At 57.5% G+C, this 14477-nt stretch carries 14 protein-coding genes and 2 pseudogenes; 7 read left to right on the top strand and 9 right to left on the bottom strand.

Annotation, left to right across the window (positions count from 1 at the left end):
- The first annotated feature begins 382 nt into the window (after positions 1 to 382).
- On the top strand, positions 383 to 817 hold the full coding sequence (locus tag RW095_RS14895) for a hypothetical protein (RefSeq protein ID WP_317019694.1): 435 nt from the start codon (positions 383 to 385) through the stop codon (positions 815 to 817).
- Positions 818 to 1205: 388 nt separating this feature from the next.
- Here RW095_RS14895 and RW095_RS14890 read toward each other — a convergent pair whose 3' ends face one another.
- Positions 1206 to 1415 carry a hypothetical protein gene (locus RW095_RS14890; protein ID WP_317019693.1) on the bottom strand — a complete coding sequence of 70 codons (210 nt, stop codon included), beginning with the start codon at positions 1413 to 1415 and terminating at the stop codon, positions 1206 to 1208.
- A 505-nt stretch (positions 1416 to 1920) separates the two neighbouring features.
- Between RW095_RS14890 and RW095_RS14885 the strand changes: the two genes are divergently transcribed.
- Positions 1921 to 2211, top strand: a complete 291-nt coding sequence (locus RW095_RS14885) for a DUF4148 domain-containing protein (RefSeq protein WP_317019692.1) — start codon at positions 1921 to 1923, stop codon at positions 2209 to 2211.
- Positions 2212 to 2407: 196 nt separating this feature from the next.
- The gene (locus RW095_RS14880) at positions 2408 to 3430 is read left to right on the top strand and encodes an IS30 family transposase (protein ID WP_317019691.1); all 1023 of its coding nucleotides are present in this window, start codon (positions 2408 to 2410) and stop codon (positions 3428 to 3430) included.
- A 355-nt stretch (positions 3431 to 3785) separates the two neighbouring features.
- Here RW095_RS14880 and RW095_RS14875 read toward each other — a convergent pair whose 3' ends face one another.
- The 4 genes from RW095_RS14875 to RW095_RS14860 form a co-directional block, all read right to left on the bottom strand.
- Positions 3786 to 4208, bottom strand: a complete 423-nt coding sequence (locus tag RW095_RS14875) for a hypothetical protein (protein ID WP_317019690.1) — start codon at positions 4206 to 4208, stop codon at positions 3786 to 3788.
- Between the two features lie 384 nt (positions 4209 to 4592).
- Positions 4593 to 5087 (bottom strand): TIGR01841 family phasin, encoded by a 495-nt coding sequence (gene phaP, locus RW095_RS14870; RefSeq protein WP_317019689.1) that lies wholly within the window; start codon positions 5085 to 5087, stop codon positions 4593 to 4595.
- Between the two features lie 545 nt (positions 5088 to 5632).
- On the bottom strand, positions 5633 to 5782 hold the full coding sequence (locus tag RW095_RS14865) for a hypothetical protein (RefSeq protein ID WP_317019688.1): 150 nt from the start codon (positions 5780 to 5782) through the stop codon (positions 5633 to 5635).
- A 1023-nt stretch (positions 5783 to 6805) separates the two neighbouring features.
- Positions 6806 to 7627: an aldo/keto reductase gene (locus RW095_RS14860; RefSeq protein ID WP_317019687.1), complete on the bottom strand. Its 822-nt coding sequence runs from the start codon at positions 7625 to 7627 to the stop codon at positions 6806 to 6808.
- 151 nt (positions 7628 to 7778) lie between these two features.
- Between RW095_RS14860 and RW095_RS14855 the strand changes: the two genes are divergently transcribed.
- Both RW095_RS14855 and RW095_RS14850 read left to right on the top strand, forming a co-directional pair.
- A complete protein-coding gene (locus RW095_RS14855; protein WP_317019686.1) occupies positions 7779 to 8771 on the top strand; it encodes a LysR family transcriptional regulator in 993 nt (330 codons plus the stop codon).
- A 28-nt stretch (positions 8772 to 8799) separates the two neighbouring features.
- Positions 8800 to 9216 (top strand): hypothetical protein, encoded by a 417-nt coding sequence (locus tag RW095_RS14850; RefSeq protein WP_317019685.1) that lies wholly within the window; start codon positions 8800 to 8802, stop codon positions 9214 to 9216.
- A gap of 80 nt (positions 9217 to 9296) precedes the next feature.
- Here the strand turns inward: RW095_RS14850 and RW095_RS14845 are convergent, their stop codons facing one another.
- Complete coding sequence (locus RW095_RS14845; RefSeq protein ID WP_317019684.1) at positions 9297 to 9740, bottom strand: HU family DNA-binding protein; 444 nt, start codon at positions 9738 to 9740, stop codon at positions 9297 to 9299.
- Positions 9741 to 10147: 407 nt separating this feature from the next.
- On the bottom strand, positions 10148 to 10558 hold the full coding sequence (locus RW095_RS14840) for a ParB N-terminal domain-containing protein (protein ID WP_317019683.1): 411 nt from the start codon (positions 10556 to 10558) through the stop codon (positions 10148 to 10150).
- Between the two features lie 330 nt (positions 10559 to 10888).
- Here RW095_RS14840 and RW095_RS14835 point away from each other — a divergent pair, with 330 nt between their 5' ends.
- A complete protein-coding gene (locus RW095_RS14835; RefSeq protein WP_317019682.1) occupies positions 10889 to 11803 on the top strand; it encodes an H-NS family nucleoid-associated regulatory protein in 915 nt (304 codons plus the stop codon).
- Between the two features lie 53 nt (positions 11804 to 11856).
- On the opposite strand, the gene RW095_RS14830 is transcribed toward RW095_RS14835, so the two are convergent.
- On the bottom strand, positions 11857 to 12204 hold the full coding sequence (locus RW095_RS14830) for a hypothetical protein (RefSeq protein WP_317019681.1): 348 nt from the start codon (positions 12202 to 12204) through the stop codon (positions 11857 to 11859).
- Positions 12205 to 12719: 515 nt separating this feature from the next.
- On the opposite strand from RW095_RS14830, the pseudogene RW095_RS14825 reads away from it, so the two are divergent.
- Positions 12720 to 12871, top strand: a pseudogene (locus tag RW095_RS14825) (proline racemase family protein); the annotation flags it as partial.
- Positions 12872 to 13634: 763 nt separating this feature from the next.
- Here RW095_RS14825 and RW095_RS14820 read toward each other — a convergent pair.
- Positions 13635 to 14305, bottom strand: a pseudogene (locus RW095_RS14820) (alpha/beta fold hydrolase); the annotation flags it as partial.
- Positions 14306 to 14477 lie beyond the last annotated feature (172 nt).

The raw sequence follows: 14477 nt of genomic DNA, 5'->3' as shown, positions 1-14477 counted from the left end.
CCGTTGCAGCGCATCACCTAGTTTCATCCGTAGAAAGCTGCTCGTGGTGTATCGAGTCACATCCGAGTAAAAGCGGGAGACGAGCCCGGTCACCATGTCCGAATACCCGTACGTTGTGCACTGCAAGTGAATAAGTACAACCCGTGGTGAACGACATACAGTCTGCGACGACGGCCGCGATGGCTAAACCCCGATGCATCAGACTTGGCGACACTGTACGCAATACTTGATGACAGGGACCGGCCGTACTACGAGTATCGGCTCGCGGCATACCGGTGTGAACAATTTCGAACCGGTTCCTGCTCGATAAAAGCGGCTTCTAGTAACATGGCGGCGTTGATTAAGCACCGCAGTGAACCAGGCATCGAATAGCAGGCATCGAATGGACATTTTCTACTACGGGCAGAAGCTTGAGCAGAACCTCAAGAACGGCCAAGTCGGCTACTTTGGCTCCAGGAATACGAGAGTCATTCAACTCGCAGAGCGGTTGCCAAAGCGCATTTGGGTATTCAAAACCCCGAAGGGGATGAAAGGGTCTATCCAGTCGGTCGGCTCGCTGCTTCTGAGCGATGAACCACGCGTAGCTGTGGCTACCGACTACCCCAATGTCATTTACTACGTCCCGTTCTCGCCTGAATCCGTGATGTTCACGGATTCAGATACGCAAGAGCGCATCCAGGAGGTCTCTGCCTATTTCCAGTATCGCTTCCACTCTGCGTTCAGTGCCAATTTCAATGGCGATGCCGGGGTGCAAGCTATGGAATCGAATGTCGTCCGCGGGTTTGAAGCGCTGGTTTCTGATTGGAGCACATGCTAGATGCTGGAGCGCGCCAAGGACCGCCGGAAGGTTCAGCCCATCAATCCGTTTGCGAAGACTTGACGTCACGGAACGGCTTCCGTTGCATGTCGGAAATGAGCCAAGCCGTCGAGTTGACATCAATTGCAGAAACCGGTTGGGTAAATGAATGGTAGATTTTTACATGAGGAAGGTCGTAGATGCCGCTGCCCTCCCGTTCGTTGCAGATATCGCAGCCGGAGCGTTGAACTGGACAGCGGTCGTCCACTTTTTGCTGTAGACGAGGTGCAGCGCCGGTTGGGCGTGCCCTCCCCGCGGACGCGTTGCGCCACGCGCCTCTAGGTCCGCTGCATCGGGTTGATTGGCAGCTGCAGTGTGGCCAGTGAATCTCACGAGGCGGTGCGCTTCGTCATATTGTCCGCCGGTAGCATCCCGGCAAGGCCTCTACAAAGAAATCTGCTTGCAGCGCAGCTACAACCTGCACGTCGTACTGGGCAAAGTCGCGCACACAGGCTTCTAGCAGGACTTCGTCGTCGAGAAAGAAGTTTCCCGAACACTCTTCGGCGGGGCGCGTCAGGATATAGTGGGCCGCGTCGGCGACTAGGCTCTTCGGCGACATGCATGCATACGGCGAGGAAGGCGTGCGCTTTGCCAACGCGACTTTGCGACGAACTCTTTCAATGCCGCGAGCGCCGCCCGGCATTCTGTCGCCCTGTTTCCGAACACCTCCGAGACTACCTATCGCGAGGTATCTCCGACTTTCTCGATGCTTTCTTCAATTCGGGCAAGGACTTGGTCACTGCTCCTGGCAGAAAGTTGTATTTGCCGGTGACCTACCCTCCGAACTCGGATTTGTCGTCCACAGTTCTGACGCTCCGGTATGCCAACGCAGCCATCATCTCGACCCAATTGTCTAGCCGTTTAATGGCATCAATACGTTCGCTTGCGCGAAGGAGTGCTACAGCAGTCCGGAGGGTTCCGGCTTTTTTCCGAAAATGTGTTTTCCGATTTGCGCGAGCAAATTCCAGCCTCGTGGGACCTACAATAAACAGGGTTATGTTTTAAAAGGCTTGCGTAAGTTATTCGCGAAAATCTTTCGAATTCTAGTCGTTTGGAAAGTGAAAATGAAACGAGGCGTAAAGGCAGCTGTTCTTATGATGTTTCTGCTTGGTAGTGTGGCTGCAATGGCTGATACCAAACTGACTGCGGAGGAATGTAACGATTATCCGTTCAAGCCGGTCGTCGGTGAGATAACCCACGCCCAGTTGATGCAGGAGCTGGCGGAGCTGGAATCCGTTGGATACGACCCCCACAGAATCGATTACTACTATCCCAATAACCTGCAGGCAGCACAGGGGCGATTGCATGCGAAGTATGTTGCGGACTGCGCACCGGCGATGGGTCGAGGGAGCTGACGCCGCCTGAATTTCTTCGCACTGGATGAAAGCCGGGCAGTTCCTGGATGGCCGATTCCAGCTCTGGATAGCTCCCGGCGGTGCGATGAGGAAGGCGAGACACTGCTGAGACGCGAAATGCGGAATAGCGCCTAGGGTAAATTGGAGGGCGGCCTCAAAAGCGAAGTGCAACACCTATCTCGTATAAGGTGTCGCAATGCCCGACCAGACTTCGTACCAACAGCTTCAACCTGAAGAACGCGTCGCCATCGCAAGCCTGCGGCTACAGGATGTGAGTATTCGGGCCATGGCCCGAATACTCGGGCGCTCGCCGGCCACCGTGAGCCGTGAACTGACTCGAAACAGCTCTGCTGCTGGCTACGCATCGGTGCCGGCTGAAGCGCTCAGCGCCGCCCGCCGTAGCGCGGGCCGCCGCCCCGCGAAGCTTTGCCTGCAAAGCGTCTGCTGGCGCATCGTTCTCACCCTGCTCGATTGGAAATGGTCGCCCCAGCAGATATCGGGCACACTCAAGCGTATGTATCCGACCGACCCGACCCAGCAGGTTTCGCACGAAACCATCTACACGGCCATCTACGCCCAGCCGCGCGGCGAACTGCGCCGTCAGCTCATTGCCTGCCTGCGCCACGGCCACAGCACGCGTATGCCGCGCACACGCGGCACAGACAGGCGCGGACAGATTCCGGATATGGTCAGCATTCATGTGCGGCCGCCCGAAATCGAAGACCAACTGCTGCCTGGTCATTGGGAAGGCGACTTCATCAAGGGCGCCGGCAACCAATCTTCGGTCGGCGTTCTGGTCGAACGGACCAGCCGCCTGGTGCTGCTCGCCAAGATGGAAGATGCCACCGCCGCTTCAGCGTTGGCGGGCTTCTCTGCCAAACTCAACTCGATTGCCGCGCCCTTGCGACAAACCTTCACCTACGACCAGGGCAAAGAAATGTCGCGGCATCAAGAACTCACTCCTGCCACTGGCGTGCGCGTCTACTTCTGCGACCCGCACAGCCCCGGGCAGCGCGGGACCTGCGAAAACACCAACGGATTGCTTCGTCAATATTTGCCTAAAGGCACCGACCTATCGGTCTACAGCCAAGACGAACTCGACGCCATCGCCGACAGCCTGAACAGCCGGCCTCGCGCGACTCACGCGTTCCATTCTCCATTCGAGGTCTTCGCCTCCACGCTCGCCTCAGCGAGCCAGCCTCACGGTTCTAAACACTAGATTCCGTGTGTTGCACTTGAGTTTGAAACCGCCGAGGATGGCAGAAGACTTCAATCGTCAAAGTACCTACGATGCGGTCGGAGGACATCTTTGGGGATAATCTAATTCTTCACTCAGTGCCGGAATGGAATCTTGTGGCGGCATGCCAGAGACAAAGATTCGAAGCGGCGCGAGAAGTGCAAGGCGATGCAAGGTGGACCCGCACTGCAACGTATTTTTGAGGGAAGTTATAAGCCGAATGTCGGCGCCCGAGCCATCGGTGGGGACGTAGTTGGCCCGCATCCGGGCTGGCGAGAGACGTGATAGCGTCGACCAGGTACTTCATTGCCTTAGGTCCGGCGGCGGCCTCGTCCGGTTACGACGTGGACCTCGGTTCCGGCCAAGGCCACCCTCTCTTCTCGTTGCGGGCCTTCACATCCAACGCCGTCGATGCAGCCAAGAGCGGTGCCTCAGCCGGACCTGCTTTATGTTCAGCATCGCGGAATGCTTCGGCCGTAGCACCCCCGTTCGTATGAGAAAGCCCCGAGCCGAACCAAGCCACCTTCGTCTGCACGTAGCCGATATACAAGTTCCAGCCGTCGGGGTTGCCATTAAAAAGGTTGTGTTGAACAGTTGACGCCAATGCGTCCCGGTTAAGCTCCGCCTCAAGCAGCGCCTTGGGCCAGATGGAGAATGCCGTGGCTGCGCCTTGGGTGAACTCTGCCACCGTCAGATTTGGCGACAAGGCCCGCAGGAATTCGATGTTCTGCAAGGAATCATTTCCCTGCACGAGTTGCATCACCGACGCGTCCGGTTCACTCGCCTTGGCAACAAGCCTAAAGCGCCGAGAACGTCGCCAAGGTGGAGCAACAGTTCTCTCCTATCAAATCGTTCGTCCATGCGGTCCATCCGTTGATTGATACCTGGTTTGGCGCATTTTTGGGGAGCACCGCTTTACCCCGTTGCCTCAGATGCCGACGTCTCTTCGACGTTTTCTGATTGCAAGGACCAGCCGTGCTGTCAGCTATCGGCGAGTCGGTATCGCCACTCGTGGAGCGGCAGCCCCCCAAATATCACGAGTCGCGGTCAAGATTTCTCTCTTCTCAGTACATCCCACGCCGAAAGGACAAATGCGAACCGAAGTTCGCATTTACACCCACAACGCAAAGGGAGAACAGCAGTCTTACTGAACGGTAGACACCGTAGCGACGAACTGCTTTGCCGCCTTGTTGGCCGATTCGTATGTAGCGTTCGCTGCAGAGAAAATCGACTTCCAGGCAGCTATAGCTGTTTCGCTTCCTGCAGGCGCGTTCTTTTTCAGGTTCTCGACGAATCCCTGAGCATCTTGCTGGAGTTGCTGGCCCTGCAAAGCAGCAGCGGCTGAAATTTCGCTTTGCACCTCGGACACGATTTCATGAACGCTGCGGCCGTACGCGACCATCTTTTCCGCAGCAGGCTGGGAAATGCTTGCTTGCAGTGCGAGCAGCGCCCCCGGGTTGCCGGCCGAAATGACTTTGGACACGATTTCCTGACTTTCAGCAACAGCCGCTTTAGTGGCCTGCAAATTCAACGCGACCAGTTTTTCAAAGCCGGCGAATGCCTTGTTCGTGATGCCAAAAAATGCGTCCATGTTGGCCTGCTGGGCGGCAATCAACTGCTGGGGGGTGAGAGTGCTCATCAATGCTCCGTAGGTAAGGCGGCAAGGGACGATGATTGAAAACGCATACGCCGAGTCGACCAAAGATAAAATGCTGCATTGCAGCATTGGTCATTGTACGTGTCGACACAGGGAAGTCAAACGATTTCGCCGGGGGACGCACGCGTTGGAATGGAATTAACGAAACCCTGCAAGACGCTCATGATGGCAACCTCCCGTTGGCGCAGCCATAGTTGCAACGACCGTGCCGACGGAGACAGTAGTTTGTGGGCTACCATTCGAGCGGGGCTGGCTGCTTTGTTGATGCCCAGCGTGAGCGGGGGAAAGGACGACTCGACGTTGGGTTGGGACAAACGAATACTGAGGAAATCGCGGAGCCGTCCACATAGGAACCGGGAAATTATGCTGTCCGGCCGGATGCCGCTTTACCCAGGTGTGTCGTGGCGAAACCATCCCGGTGGTGCGTTGGGCGGCATTCGTCCGGGGTCATTCTCCAGGACAGCGAGCCGCATCCGTTAATTCCTTTTGACTGGTTCAAAGCGAAATACGAGCGGACGTACGGAGTCCTACCGGGGGAACGTTTCAGCGGCCGCCATGCCCGCCTCCGCCGCCATGTCCTCCCCCACCTCCATGTCCGCCCCCATGTCCGCCATGCCATCCACCGTGCCCGCCATGCCATCCGCCGTGCCAACGGTACCCGTACCGGTGATAGCCATACCAGCCAGCCCAGGTGCCGCAATCGCCCCAAATACTGCAGGCCCCGTACCCCGGCCCATAGAAAGGATAACCGTAGACCGAATTGTATGGCTGCGCATCTCCATATGGCTGTGCATCTCCATATCCTGGTGCGACGGCGCAACCACCTAAACTCGCTGCAACGGCGAGCAACGCAACTAACTTACGCACGAATCTCTCCCGAAGCTGACCGCGAGACACGTCGCGGGGGCGGAGAGCAGCGGGAGTGGTTCCGGCAGCCGAAACCATCGAAAGAATGCTTGCTGCAAGTGACCTGTCGGGTGTGTGTTTGGGTTCGCGATTTGATAGGCATGGTGAGTTGAATTTCCTGTCGTAGCTATTTCGGTGCAGTCGCCGTAGCGCTACTGGCCGGGCAAAGACGCTGCTCATGCGCCAGCGGCGAAACAGAAACTTTGGACGTCAGTCGTAGCCACTACGATGGCAAGAAACAGTTAAGACGGACTTAAAAAACAGTTACGCCCTTGTAACCACGACCGGGGCGGTAAACAAAAAATGCCGGCGCCCAGGCAACGAAGCAACGAGCCGTCACATAGCGTTTCAAATGTATGGGTCTTGCAAGTTGGAAGGTCCGTGGAGTCGCCACGTCTTTGCTCTGTGCGTCAACGGCTGGGTCGCGTCCGACGTTTTGTCAACCGAATACGAACCGTGACGTAATGCCGCATTCGGCGGCCTGGCTTCAGGTGCGACCGGGCGAGGTAAGCTGATATCTATTTCAACCCTCGAAAGTGCTGCTTCGAGGGTCTTGCCGGAGCATCGACTTACCGGCGACTCCGGCGCGTTCTTCGCCTCACGTCCGAGTCAGATGCCCAGCGACGCAAGTGCTGGTTCTTCGACATCCGTTCAACAGAATTTCAGGTCCTCTCGTGAACGGCCGTCTATTACGGAATCAATTGCAACTCACGCGAAACACCCCATCATCGATTGCGCGTTAGCGCTGCGGTGATGGCTAGCAGATGGACTACCGGCTTACGCAAAGACAGTGACTACGCGTCCCATTCCGGCGCAAACGGCGGAGTCACGAAACGGTGGTTCTTCGGCAACACCGCAATGGCGTGCCGGTCATCATCGTCGAGCTTCACCGCCAGCGCGTCGAGATTGGATTTCTGACTTTCTCGGCGTCGAGCCTTAGGAATGACGGCCACCCCGTCCTGTTCCAGAAGCCACGCAAGAGCAACCTGGGCAGCGGTCACGCCATGCTTGACACCGATTCCCTGAAGTACGGGGTCGCTTGCTGCACGGCCTTGTGCAAGCGGGGCATAGGCGACGAGCGGAATGCCTTTCTCGCGCAAGTAGCTCAGCATTTTCGACTGGTCTAGAAACGCGTGGTATTCAATCTGGTGGCAGGCGATGGGTGCACCGATTTCCTCGATGGTTTTTCGCAGCATCGGCACGTTGAAATTGCACACACCGATTGAGCGAACGGTGCCGTTCTGCAGAAAGCCTTGCATTGTCTCCATGACGGCGCCGAGGTCCATGTCACGCGACGGCCAATGCACCATGTACAGGTCGACATAGTCGACACTGAGCTTCCCAAGGCTGGCGTCCAGTGCGCGACGGAGGGACTCCGGCTTGAGGTTCTCGTGCCATACCTTGGTCGTCAGATGCAGTTGCTTCCGCGCAAGACCCGAGGCAGCAATTGCGGCGCCTACAGCTTCCTCGTTCTGATACATCTCGGCAGTGTCGATGTGTCGATAACCGAGCTCCAACGCGCTCTCAACTACCGGTTGGCAATCTCCACCGGGCATACGGTACGTGCCGAACCCGAGGCGCGGCAGTTCAATGCCTTGTGTCTTCAAAGCTTCCATTAATGCTCTCCCAAGCTGGTTCAGGTCTGCAGCGCAAGCCGCCGCATCATTCAGGAGGACAATTTCTCATTTTTTGATTGTTGAATAAAGTACGTGCTGTTCAAATCACCCGTGACTAAACTATCTGAATGACACGCACCTCGGAGAGGGGATGACATTTGATGGTCGGCTGTTTTCTGGCATCACCGTACTCGCCGCAGTCGCGGAGAGTGGCAGTTTCGTGCGCGCAGCAGACGCTCTCGGATTGTCGCCATCGGGCGTTAGCCGCGCTGTCTCACGCCTCGAGAAGCGGGTAGGCGTGCGGCTGCTTGACCGTACGACACGCTCGCAGACGCTGACCGACGAAGGGAGGCGTCTATATGACGCAGTTGGCCCGCATCTGACAGGCATTGAAGAGGCGGCTTCAGCAGCGTCGGGTTCAGCGAACGTCGTGCAGGGAAAGCTTCGTGTTAACGTCGACCCATTCTTTTCAAGGACGGTGCTGGCGTCAGGATTGCCAGCGTTTTTGGCACACCATCCTGACCTTTCGCTCGAACTCATCATGCGCGACGACGTTGGCGACCTCGTGGCAGATGGATTTGACCTCGCCGTGCGCTTTGGACCCCCGCCAATGGGAACACTGATTGCACGGAAGCTCCTCGAGACGCGCATCATTACGGTCGCGTCTCCGCGGTATGTGGCTGAGCACGGGAAGCCAGGAAATCCGGAGGAGGTGAGCAAGCATCAGCGAATCATGTTTTATAACCCGGTGACGGCCAAGCCCTTTGAGTGGGAATTCCATCGGGGTAAGAAGGTCGCGGAGATACCCGCAGAGGGGCGCCTGCTCGTGTCGGACGTGGAAACCATGCTCGGTGCGTGTATCGCCGGCGCTGGCATCGCCCAGGTGATGGAAATTGGCGTCGAGCAGGTGATGCGCGATGGCTTGCTCGTGGACCTCTTCCCGGACTGGTCGGACGAAAGATTTCCGCTGTACGCACTTTTTCCGTCACGGCGCCATCGAGCTGCGAAAGTTGAGGCATTCATTAATTTCTGCCTCGAGTCATTATCCGCGGCCGCACCCGTTACGCACCGTCAGATAGGTCTCCGGGGAACGGCGGCAGCGCAAAAACTAAGGCGCGCACGTCATCGCGTCCATGACAATTGATATCAAGCCGAGTACGGAGTAACTGGCAATGCCGCAAGACTCAACCCGGCTCTCTGGCACGACTTCCACTTCTGACTCGCTCTTCGTGCAGTTCAAGGCACGTGGTCTCCTTCTGGCCGCCTTTGTTGGCTCCATCTGGTTGGTTTTTTTCCTGTCTGCTGCGCTGCCATTCCTGCATCTGAACCGGCACGGCGTCGTGCCGCGCACGCTTGGCGAGCTGCAGGGCATCCTGTTCGCCCCATCGTTGCACGCAAGCATGATGCACCTGGTAGCCAACACTGGTGGACTGCTCATCTTGGGCTGGCTGTGCACCTGGCCGCGCATCGCGAACTTCTGGCAGGCGACAATCGGTGCGATGCTTGGTGCTGGATTGTGCGCGTGGCTGCTCGGCGCGCCCTACACGGTGCATATCGCCCAGCTCATCTTGAGTAGCCAGATGAAATGAAGGCCTGTGCGTCCTGGGCAGAGAAAAAAAAAAGCCCCTCAGACTTCCGTCACAAGGGGCTTCCTTTTCGGCGCCCCGGTTTAGAGAGCGGCGTCCTTCAGCTTCTTCAGCGGGCGCACTTTCAGACGCACCGAAGTGGGTTTCGCGGCAAACCACTTGTCTTCACCCGTGAATGGGTCCTTGCCGAAGCGCTTCTTCTTTGCCGGCACGTCCTGAGCAACAACCTTCAGCAGACCCGGCAGCGTGAACTCCTTCGCGCCCTTCTTGTGGACCGACGCGAGAACTGTTTCTTCCAGAGCGGCCATCAAAGCCTTCGCCGCTTTCGGCTCGACACCTGCGCGCTCGGCAAGATGGGTAGCAAGCGAAGCCTTCGTGAACGAATCCTTGATGGGCTTCAGCGGCGTGGCAGCGACCGCCTTCTTCGCGGCAGGAGTCGCCGCCTTTTTTACCGTCGGCGCCTTCGCCTTTTTCTCGGCCGGAGTCACCTTCTTCGGAGCCGGCTTTGCTGCAGCTTTCGTTGCCATAGATTCCTCGTCATTGGTCAAAGGTTGGCCCGGGGTCCTTGCCTTTGCGTAGTCACCGACAATGCGCAAAGGTCCAAATCCTCAGGCTGGCGCTAGCGTAGCAATTCGCATTTGAATCCGCAACGGACGAGGCCCTGAAACAAGGGGTTTGGGGCAGAAGGAACGCAAAAACGGCGACCTGTACCCCTCCCGAGGAGGCGGCGGTCACGAAAACAGCTACGCGACAGGGTTTGACGCAGGGGCATGCATGAGGGGCGAACCACTCGCGCGAGTCCAGCTTCGGGTGCCGGAATCGGCAATGATGCGTGCGAGCGCTTAAGGTGATTGGTGTTTGCTGAAGGATGTTTATTTTTCTATGGCTTAAGCGCAGGGTCATTTTCCGGCAACCCTGAATGCACCCCTCGAGTTTACTCAGCAAGGTCGAACAGCATTGTAGTTCCGACGTAGGTGGTCACGTCGAATTCGCCATTGCCTAGCTTCCGAAGAGCATTATGGTGACGGTCTGTGAGCCACCGGTCGCCGCCAGCTTCTCGCAAGACATGACGGAAGCCGCGCACGTCTTCCTTGCCTGAAAAAATCTCGATGTATTTGTCTGCATCCAGTCGGCCGGCTTCAGCCGCGGCAGCGAGGCTATCCATCACCCATGACAGACTTGGGTTATGAGGTCTTGCCAGCAGTTCCGCAAGCTTGATTGGTGTCAGAGTTTGGTTCTTATGGTCCCACCCGCCGTACTGAATGCAGGCGCTGGCCACCCGCAGCCCTTCTTCGGTCTCGAACATAAGGGGGAAATGAGGGATGTATCCGTTAATCGTTGCCATCGACGTCCTCGATTTCGATTGTTGTTTTCTACCGGACTGAGCGTCCGGCTAGCGTTGATTACGGCATCAACGTGGCGGTCCTTGAGCGACAAACGTGAATGGCGATTTCTACGACTGGAATGCGGCGTGCAAAGCATCGACTTGGATGCTTCACAAGTCATAGCGCCTGCGAAACTATCTCGTCCAGTTGGGGATGTTGCGTGCGTCGACTCTTGAAGACAGTTCTGCTATTTGAAACTTCCGCCAATGTTCCTCAAGACGTAATCGACAACAGCTAGCGGACGACTCATACGCATGGCATAGTGGGGACATCTCAAAGGGAGAGAGAAAATGGCAACTTTAGAATCTATGCAGGCAAAAATTAAAAAGCTTGAGCAGCAAGCCGAGGCTCTGATTGCGAAACAGTCGTCGGCCGTTATCGAGAAAATTCGCAAGCTGATGGCAGAACACGGCCTGACGGCTGCGGACATTGAGGGGCATGCTGGCGGCAAGCGAGGTGCGAAGAAGGTTGGAGCGAAGACTGCCGACAAGACGCGTGATGCCGCTGCGAAATACCGCGACCCAAAGAGCGGAGCTACGTGGTCAGGGCGTGGCCGCGCCCCCGGTTGGATTGCGACGGCAAAGAATCGCGACAGGTTCTTGGTGGATGGAGGCACGGTGACGGCGAAGCCGGCTCCTGTTAGCAAAGCGAAGGCTGCTGGCAATTACGTCCGCGGTCCGCAGCCTGCGCTTTATCGTGACCCAAAGAGTGGCGCGACTTGGAGCGGGCGTGGGCGGGCGCCGACGTGGATTGCTAAAGCCAAAGACCGAAGCAAATTTTTGATTGCAAGTGGTGCTGAATCGACTGTTGCTGCGACGGCCAGTGCTGTGAGCAAGGCGAAGGCTGTCGGCAAAAAGACGGCGTCGAAGTCGGGCGGTGCGACTGTGGGCAAGGGGCAGCCAAAAGGTCCGCAGCCGGCCAAATATCGCGACCCGAAGTCTGGCGCTACCTGGAGCGGACGCGGTTCGGCGCCGGCGTGGCTTGCTGGTGCCAAAGACCGGGCGAAGTTTTTGATTGATGGCGTTAGCGGAGTTGCGGATTCTGCCGCTGCGAGCAAGCCGAAAGCCGTCGCGAAGAAGCCCGCGACAACGACTGCCGTAGCGAAGAAGGCACCGGTGAAGAAATTGGTTGGCGCGAAAGAGCCGATTACGAAGTTGCCTGTCGCAACCGCGCCAGAAGCTATGACTGCTCAAGCGACCGCGTAAGCCAGGACACAGAGCTCGCTTTTCGTTGCGTCGGGAGGCGCGATTAATGGGGTCTACCGCGAACGGGCCCGCAGTGCGTCCAGACGCGCGGCGCATTTTGCGTTCGAACCACCGCGCTTGTAGGCCTGCGTCGCCTTCGCACTGTCTGGAACGACGTCGCCGGGAGCACTTCTGTCCCAGTGCCCCTCCCAGTACAAACCAAGGTTGTACGCGGCTGACCGGTGTCCAAGCTCCAAGGCCGTGGCATACATGTCTTTGGCCATCTCGAGGTCGGCGTCCATGCCGCGACCAAGCCGTGCACTGTCCGCGAGCGCTGCTGCCACCAGGCCTCGCAGAGGCTCGCTCGCCGTATCGTCCTTCAGCACGTCGCCCAGAATGACGTGCCCGGTCTCGTAGTCCACTGGCCCACCTGTCCCGCTGACAAGAGACAGTGCAAGCGCGACCCGAAGAGAAGGGTGCCGGTGAGGGCCAACCCGTTCAATCAGACGCCGGCCGAGGTGAGGCGCCCCCGAGAGCGGGCTTGTGAGCAGGCCATTCGCAATGGCCGCGATAGATTCAAGTGAAAGAAATCCAACCTTGTTTGCCGACACAACGTGCCGGAAGAACCTTTCCACATCGAGTGCTGGGTCGGCCTGGCGAAGTTGTGCCCACTCGCGTTCAATTTGGCCCAACCAACTGGAATCTACTGACATCAGATTTGGGCGTCCTTTGGTGAGTAATGAGGACGATGATACCTCACCGCACCTCTCGCCTGCGCCCCGTCATTGGTTGGCGACGCTCGTCAGGTACTCGAATGTAGGCGCACTCAAGACGGCGGCGGGGCGCGGATGTCCCGCTGCTGAATCTTAAACGTACGTGAAGTCGCCGAGTTGGGACTTGAGATAACGACCGGCACACATGAACATGACGCCGGACTATTTCGGCAGTTGAAGTTCAAACCGGCGGAGAGGCGTTCCGCATCTTCACGAGCGGCTTCCTCGCCCGCCGGGTGACACCATCGTTAATCGTCGTGCATGGCTGAAAAAGAACGCCGACGAGATTCGAAAGGCGTTGGAGTTTGAGCCACGCTGACATCTTATGTTGAAGTTCATCGACATGACTTGACCTTCACCCACGTTTTACTTGACCTTCACACACAGCCAACTTGACCTCCACCCACATATTGCTTGACCTTCACACACGGAAATTGGGTATCCACTTCTGAAAACTCCGCTGTAGCCAACGTGTTTTCTCGGTCGAATGTTCCGGTAATCATATAATCTTTAATCTGTGTAATTCTCTATGCGCAAGCGACACGGTCCACCGAGATGAGCTCGCAACAACGTCTCTGCTCAATCCTTACGCTTGTTTGTACCCAGCTGATTTCCTGGCGCGAAAGATAATGGCAGCCAGGACAGAGCGATGGTGCGCGCGGCGTCGCTCCCATCATTAAATGGGTGCTAGCTGCTCATTCACTCGGGATGCGGTTCCCTACTTCAAGTCACTTGGCGCTAAAGCGCACTCCCTGGCTGCCCTGTCGATGACGGAAAGGGTATGGGCCACCGCTCCGCGTCTGCGCATCACATCGCGTATCTGCTGGCTGGGGCCACTGCCCGACGTTCGCCAAGCGGACTGCTGCTACGAGCGATTGAACATCTCAGAGGGGAGCGCTAGCGACATCCATACTGTGACGGCTTGAGCCCGCGTGCAGCACACTACCTTCCGCACGACCAAGTGTTCTTCATGCGGTGGGGACGGCTCGTCGGTCCAGTGAGAGGATGGCTGGCCCACCGACTGCTCGGTGGACGCTCCCACTAGACCTCAGTGCCGTAGTCCATGCGCTACCGTTCCGTTAGTGCGTCAGGAAGTCCAGCGCCATGCGATTGAACTTGTCGGCGTGTTCCCACTGCGCCCAGTGCCCGCAACGATTGAAATATGGAGCTCGGCGTTCAGCATGCCCCACAGCAGCCGCCGACCAACGCCCATTGGGACGAAGCGGTCGTCGCGCCCCCAGACGATGAGAGGCGGCGCCTTCACTTCGGAGAGGCGGTGGCCAACATCTGGAAACTGCTTGGGATTTGCGGCGAGACTCTTCGTAAAGTTTTCAAGATGCTCTTTCTGCGCGAGCATGTTCTCGAGTCGCGCCTGGAACAGCTCTTCAGTCAAATTGCTCGCGTCGAACACGAAGACGTTCATCATCTTCTTCAGGTTTTCAATCGTCGGTTCACGATACAGACCCTGTAGCAGCTTGATGCCTTCGGTCGGCATCGGAACGAACTGACTCGAACCACCTGTGCCGCCGCCCATCAGGATGAGCTTGCCCACGCGCGATGGATTGGCCATCGCGAAGGCGACTTGGCTGTGGCCACCCATCGAATTGCCGATAATGTGTACTGGACCTTGCACGTCGATAGCGTCGAGCAGTCCCTTCAGAACTCGCGCATTCAGCTCTGAGCGCGAACTCGTACAGACAATGGGGTCGCTCTTGCTCCAACCCGGACAGTCCATCAGGATGACCCGATAGCTACGTGTCAATCCGCCCAGCATTCTCCGAGCGCCTGCCAGAGCTAACCGATGAGGTCCGAGAAAAAATCATAGGCCGGAGCGTGGCAATGTCGCCGTCTCCGGACTTTCCCTATGGGCGCATACACAGGCCGACGGCACTCGCGCAGGCTCGAGGCGGCCCGAACCTATG

Origin of the sequence: Paraburkholderia kirstenboschensis (genome assembly GCF_032806925.1) — a bacterium.
Taxonomy (GTDB): domain Bacteria; phylum Pseudomonadota; class Gammaproteobacteria; order Burkholderiales; family Burkholderiaceae; genus Paraburkholderia; species Paraburkholderia kirstenboschensis.
The sequence above is the reverse complement of the archived record's forward strand: the minus strand, read 5'-3'. Positions and strand labels throughout refer to the sequence as shown.

Excerpts from the sequence above, each read along its gene's own strand:
- RW095_RS14835 (WP_317019682.1), top strand. The coding sequence starts at position 10,889 with ATGGCAACTTTAGAATCTATGCAGGCAAAAATTAAAAAGCTTGAGCAG.
- phaP (WP_317019689.1), bottom strand. The coding sequence starts at position 5,087 with ATGAGCACTCTCACCCCCCAGCAGTTGATTGCCGCCCAGCAGGCCAAC.
- RW095_RS14890 (WP_317019693.1), bottom strand. The coding sequence starts at position 1,415 with ATGTCGCCGAAGAGCCTAGTCGCCGACGCGGCCCACTATATCCTGACG.
- RW095_RS14860 (WP_317019687.1), bottom strand. The coding sequence starts at position 7,627 with ATGGAAGCTTTGAAGACACAAGGCATTGAACTGCCGCGCCTCGGGTTC.
- RW095_RS14895 (WP_317019694.1), top strand. The coding sequence starts at position 383 with ATGGACATTTTCTACTACGGGCAGAAGCTTGAGCAGAACCTCAAGAAC.
- RW095_RS14865 (WP_317019688.1), bottom strand. The coding sequence starts at position 5,782 with ATGGCTATCACCGGTACGGGTACCGTTGGCACGGCGGATGGCATGGCG.
- RW095_RS14885 (WP_317019692.1), top strand. The coding sequence starts at position 1,921 with ATGAAACGAGGCGTAAAGGCAGCTGTTCTTATGATGTTTCTGCTTGGT.
- RW095_RS14840 (WP_317019683.1), bottom strand. The coding sequence starts at position 10,558 with ATGGCAACGATTAACGGATACATCCCTCATTTCCCCCTTATGTTCGAG.
- RW095_RS14855 (WP_317019686.1), top strand. The coding sequence starts at position 7,779 with ATGACATTTGATGGTCGGCTGTTTTCTGGCATCACCGTACTCGCCGCA.
- RW095_RS14880 (WP_317019691.1), top strand. The coding sequence starts at position 2,408 with ATGCCCGACCAGACTTCGTACCAACAGCTTCAACCTGAAGAACGCGTC.
- RW095_RS14850 (WP_317019685.1), top strand. The coding sequence starts at position 8,800 with ATGCCGCAAGACTCAACCCGGCTCTCTGGCACGACTTCCACTTCTGAC.
- RW095_RS14845 (WP_317019684.1), bottom strand. The coding sequence starts at position 9,740 with ATGGCAACGAAAGCTGCAGCAAAGCCGGCTCCGAAGAAGGTGACTCCG.
- RW095_RS14875 (WP_317019690.1), bottom strand. The coding sequence starts at position 4,208 with ATGCAACTCGTGCAGGGAAATGATTCCTTGCAGAACATCGAATTCCTG.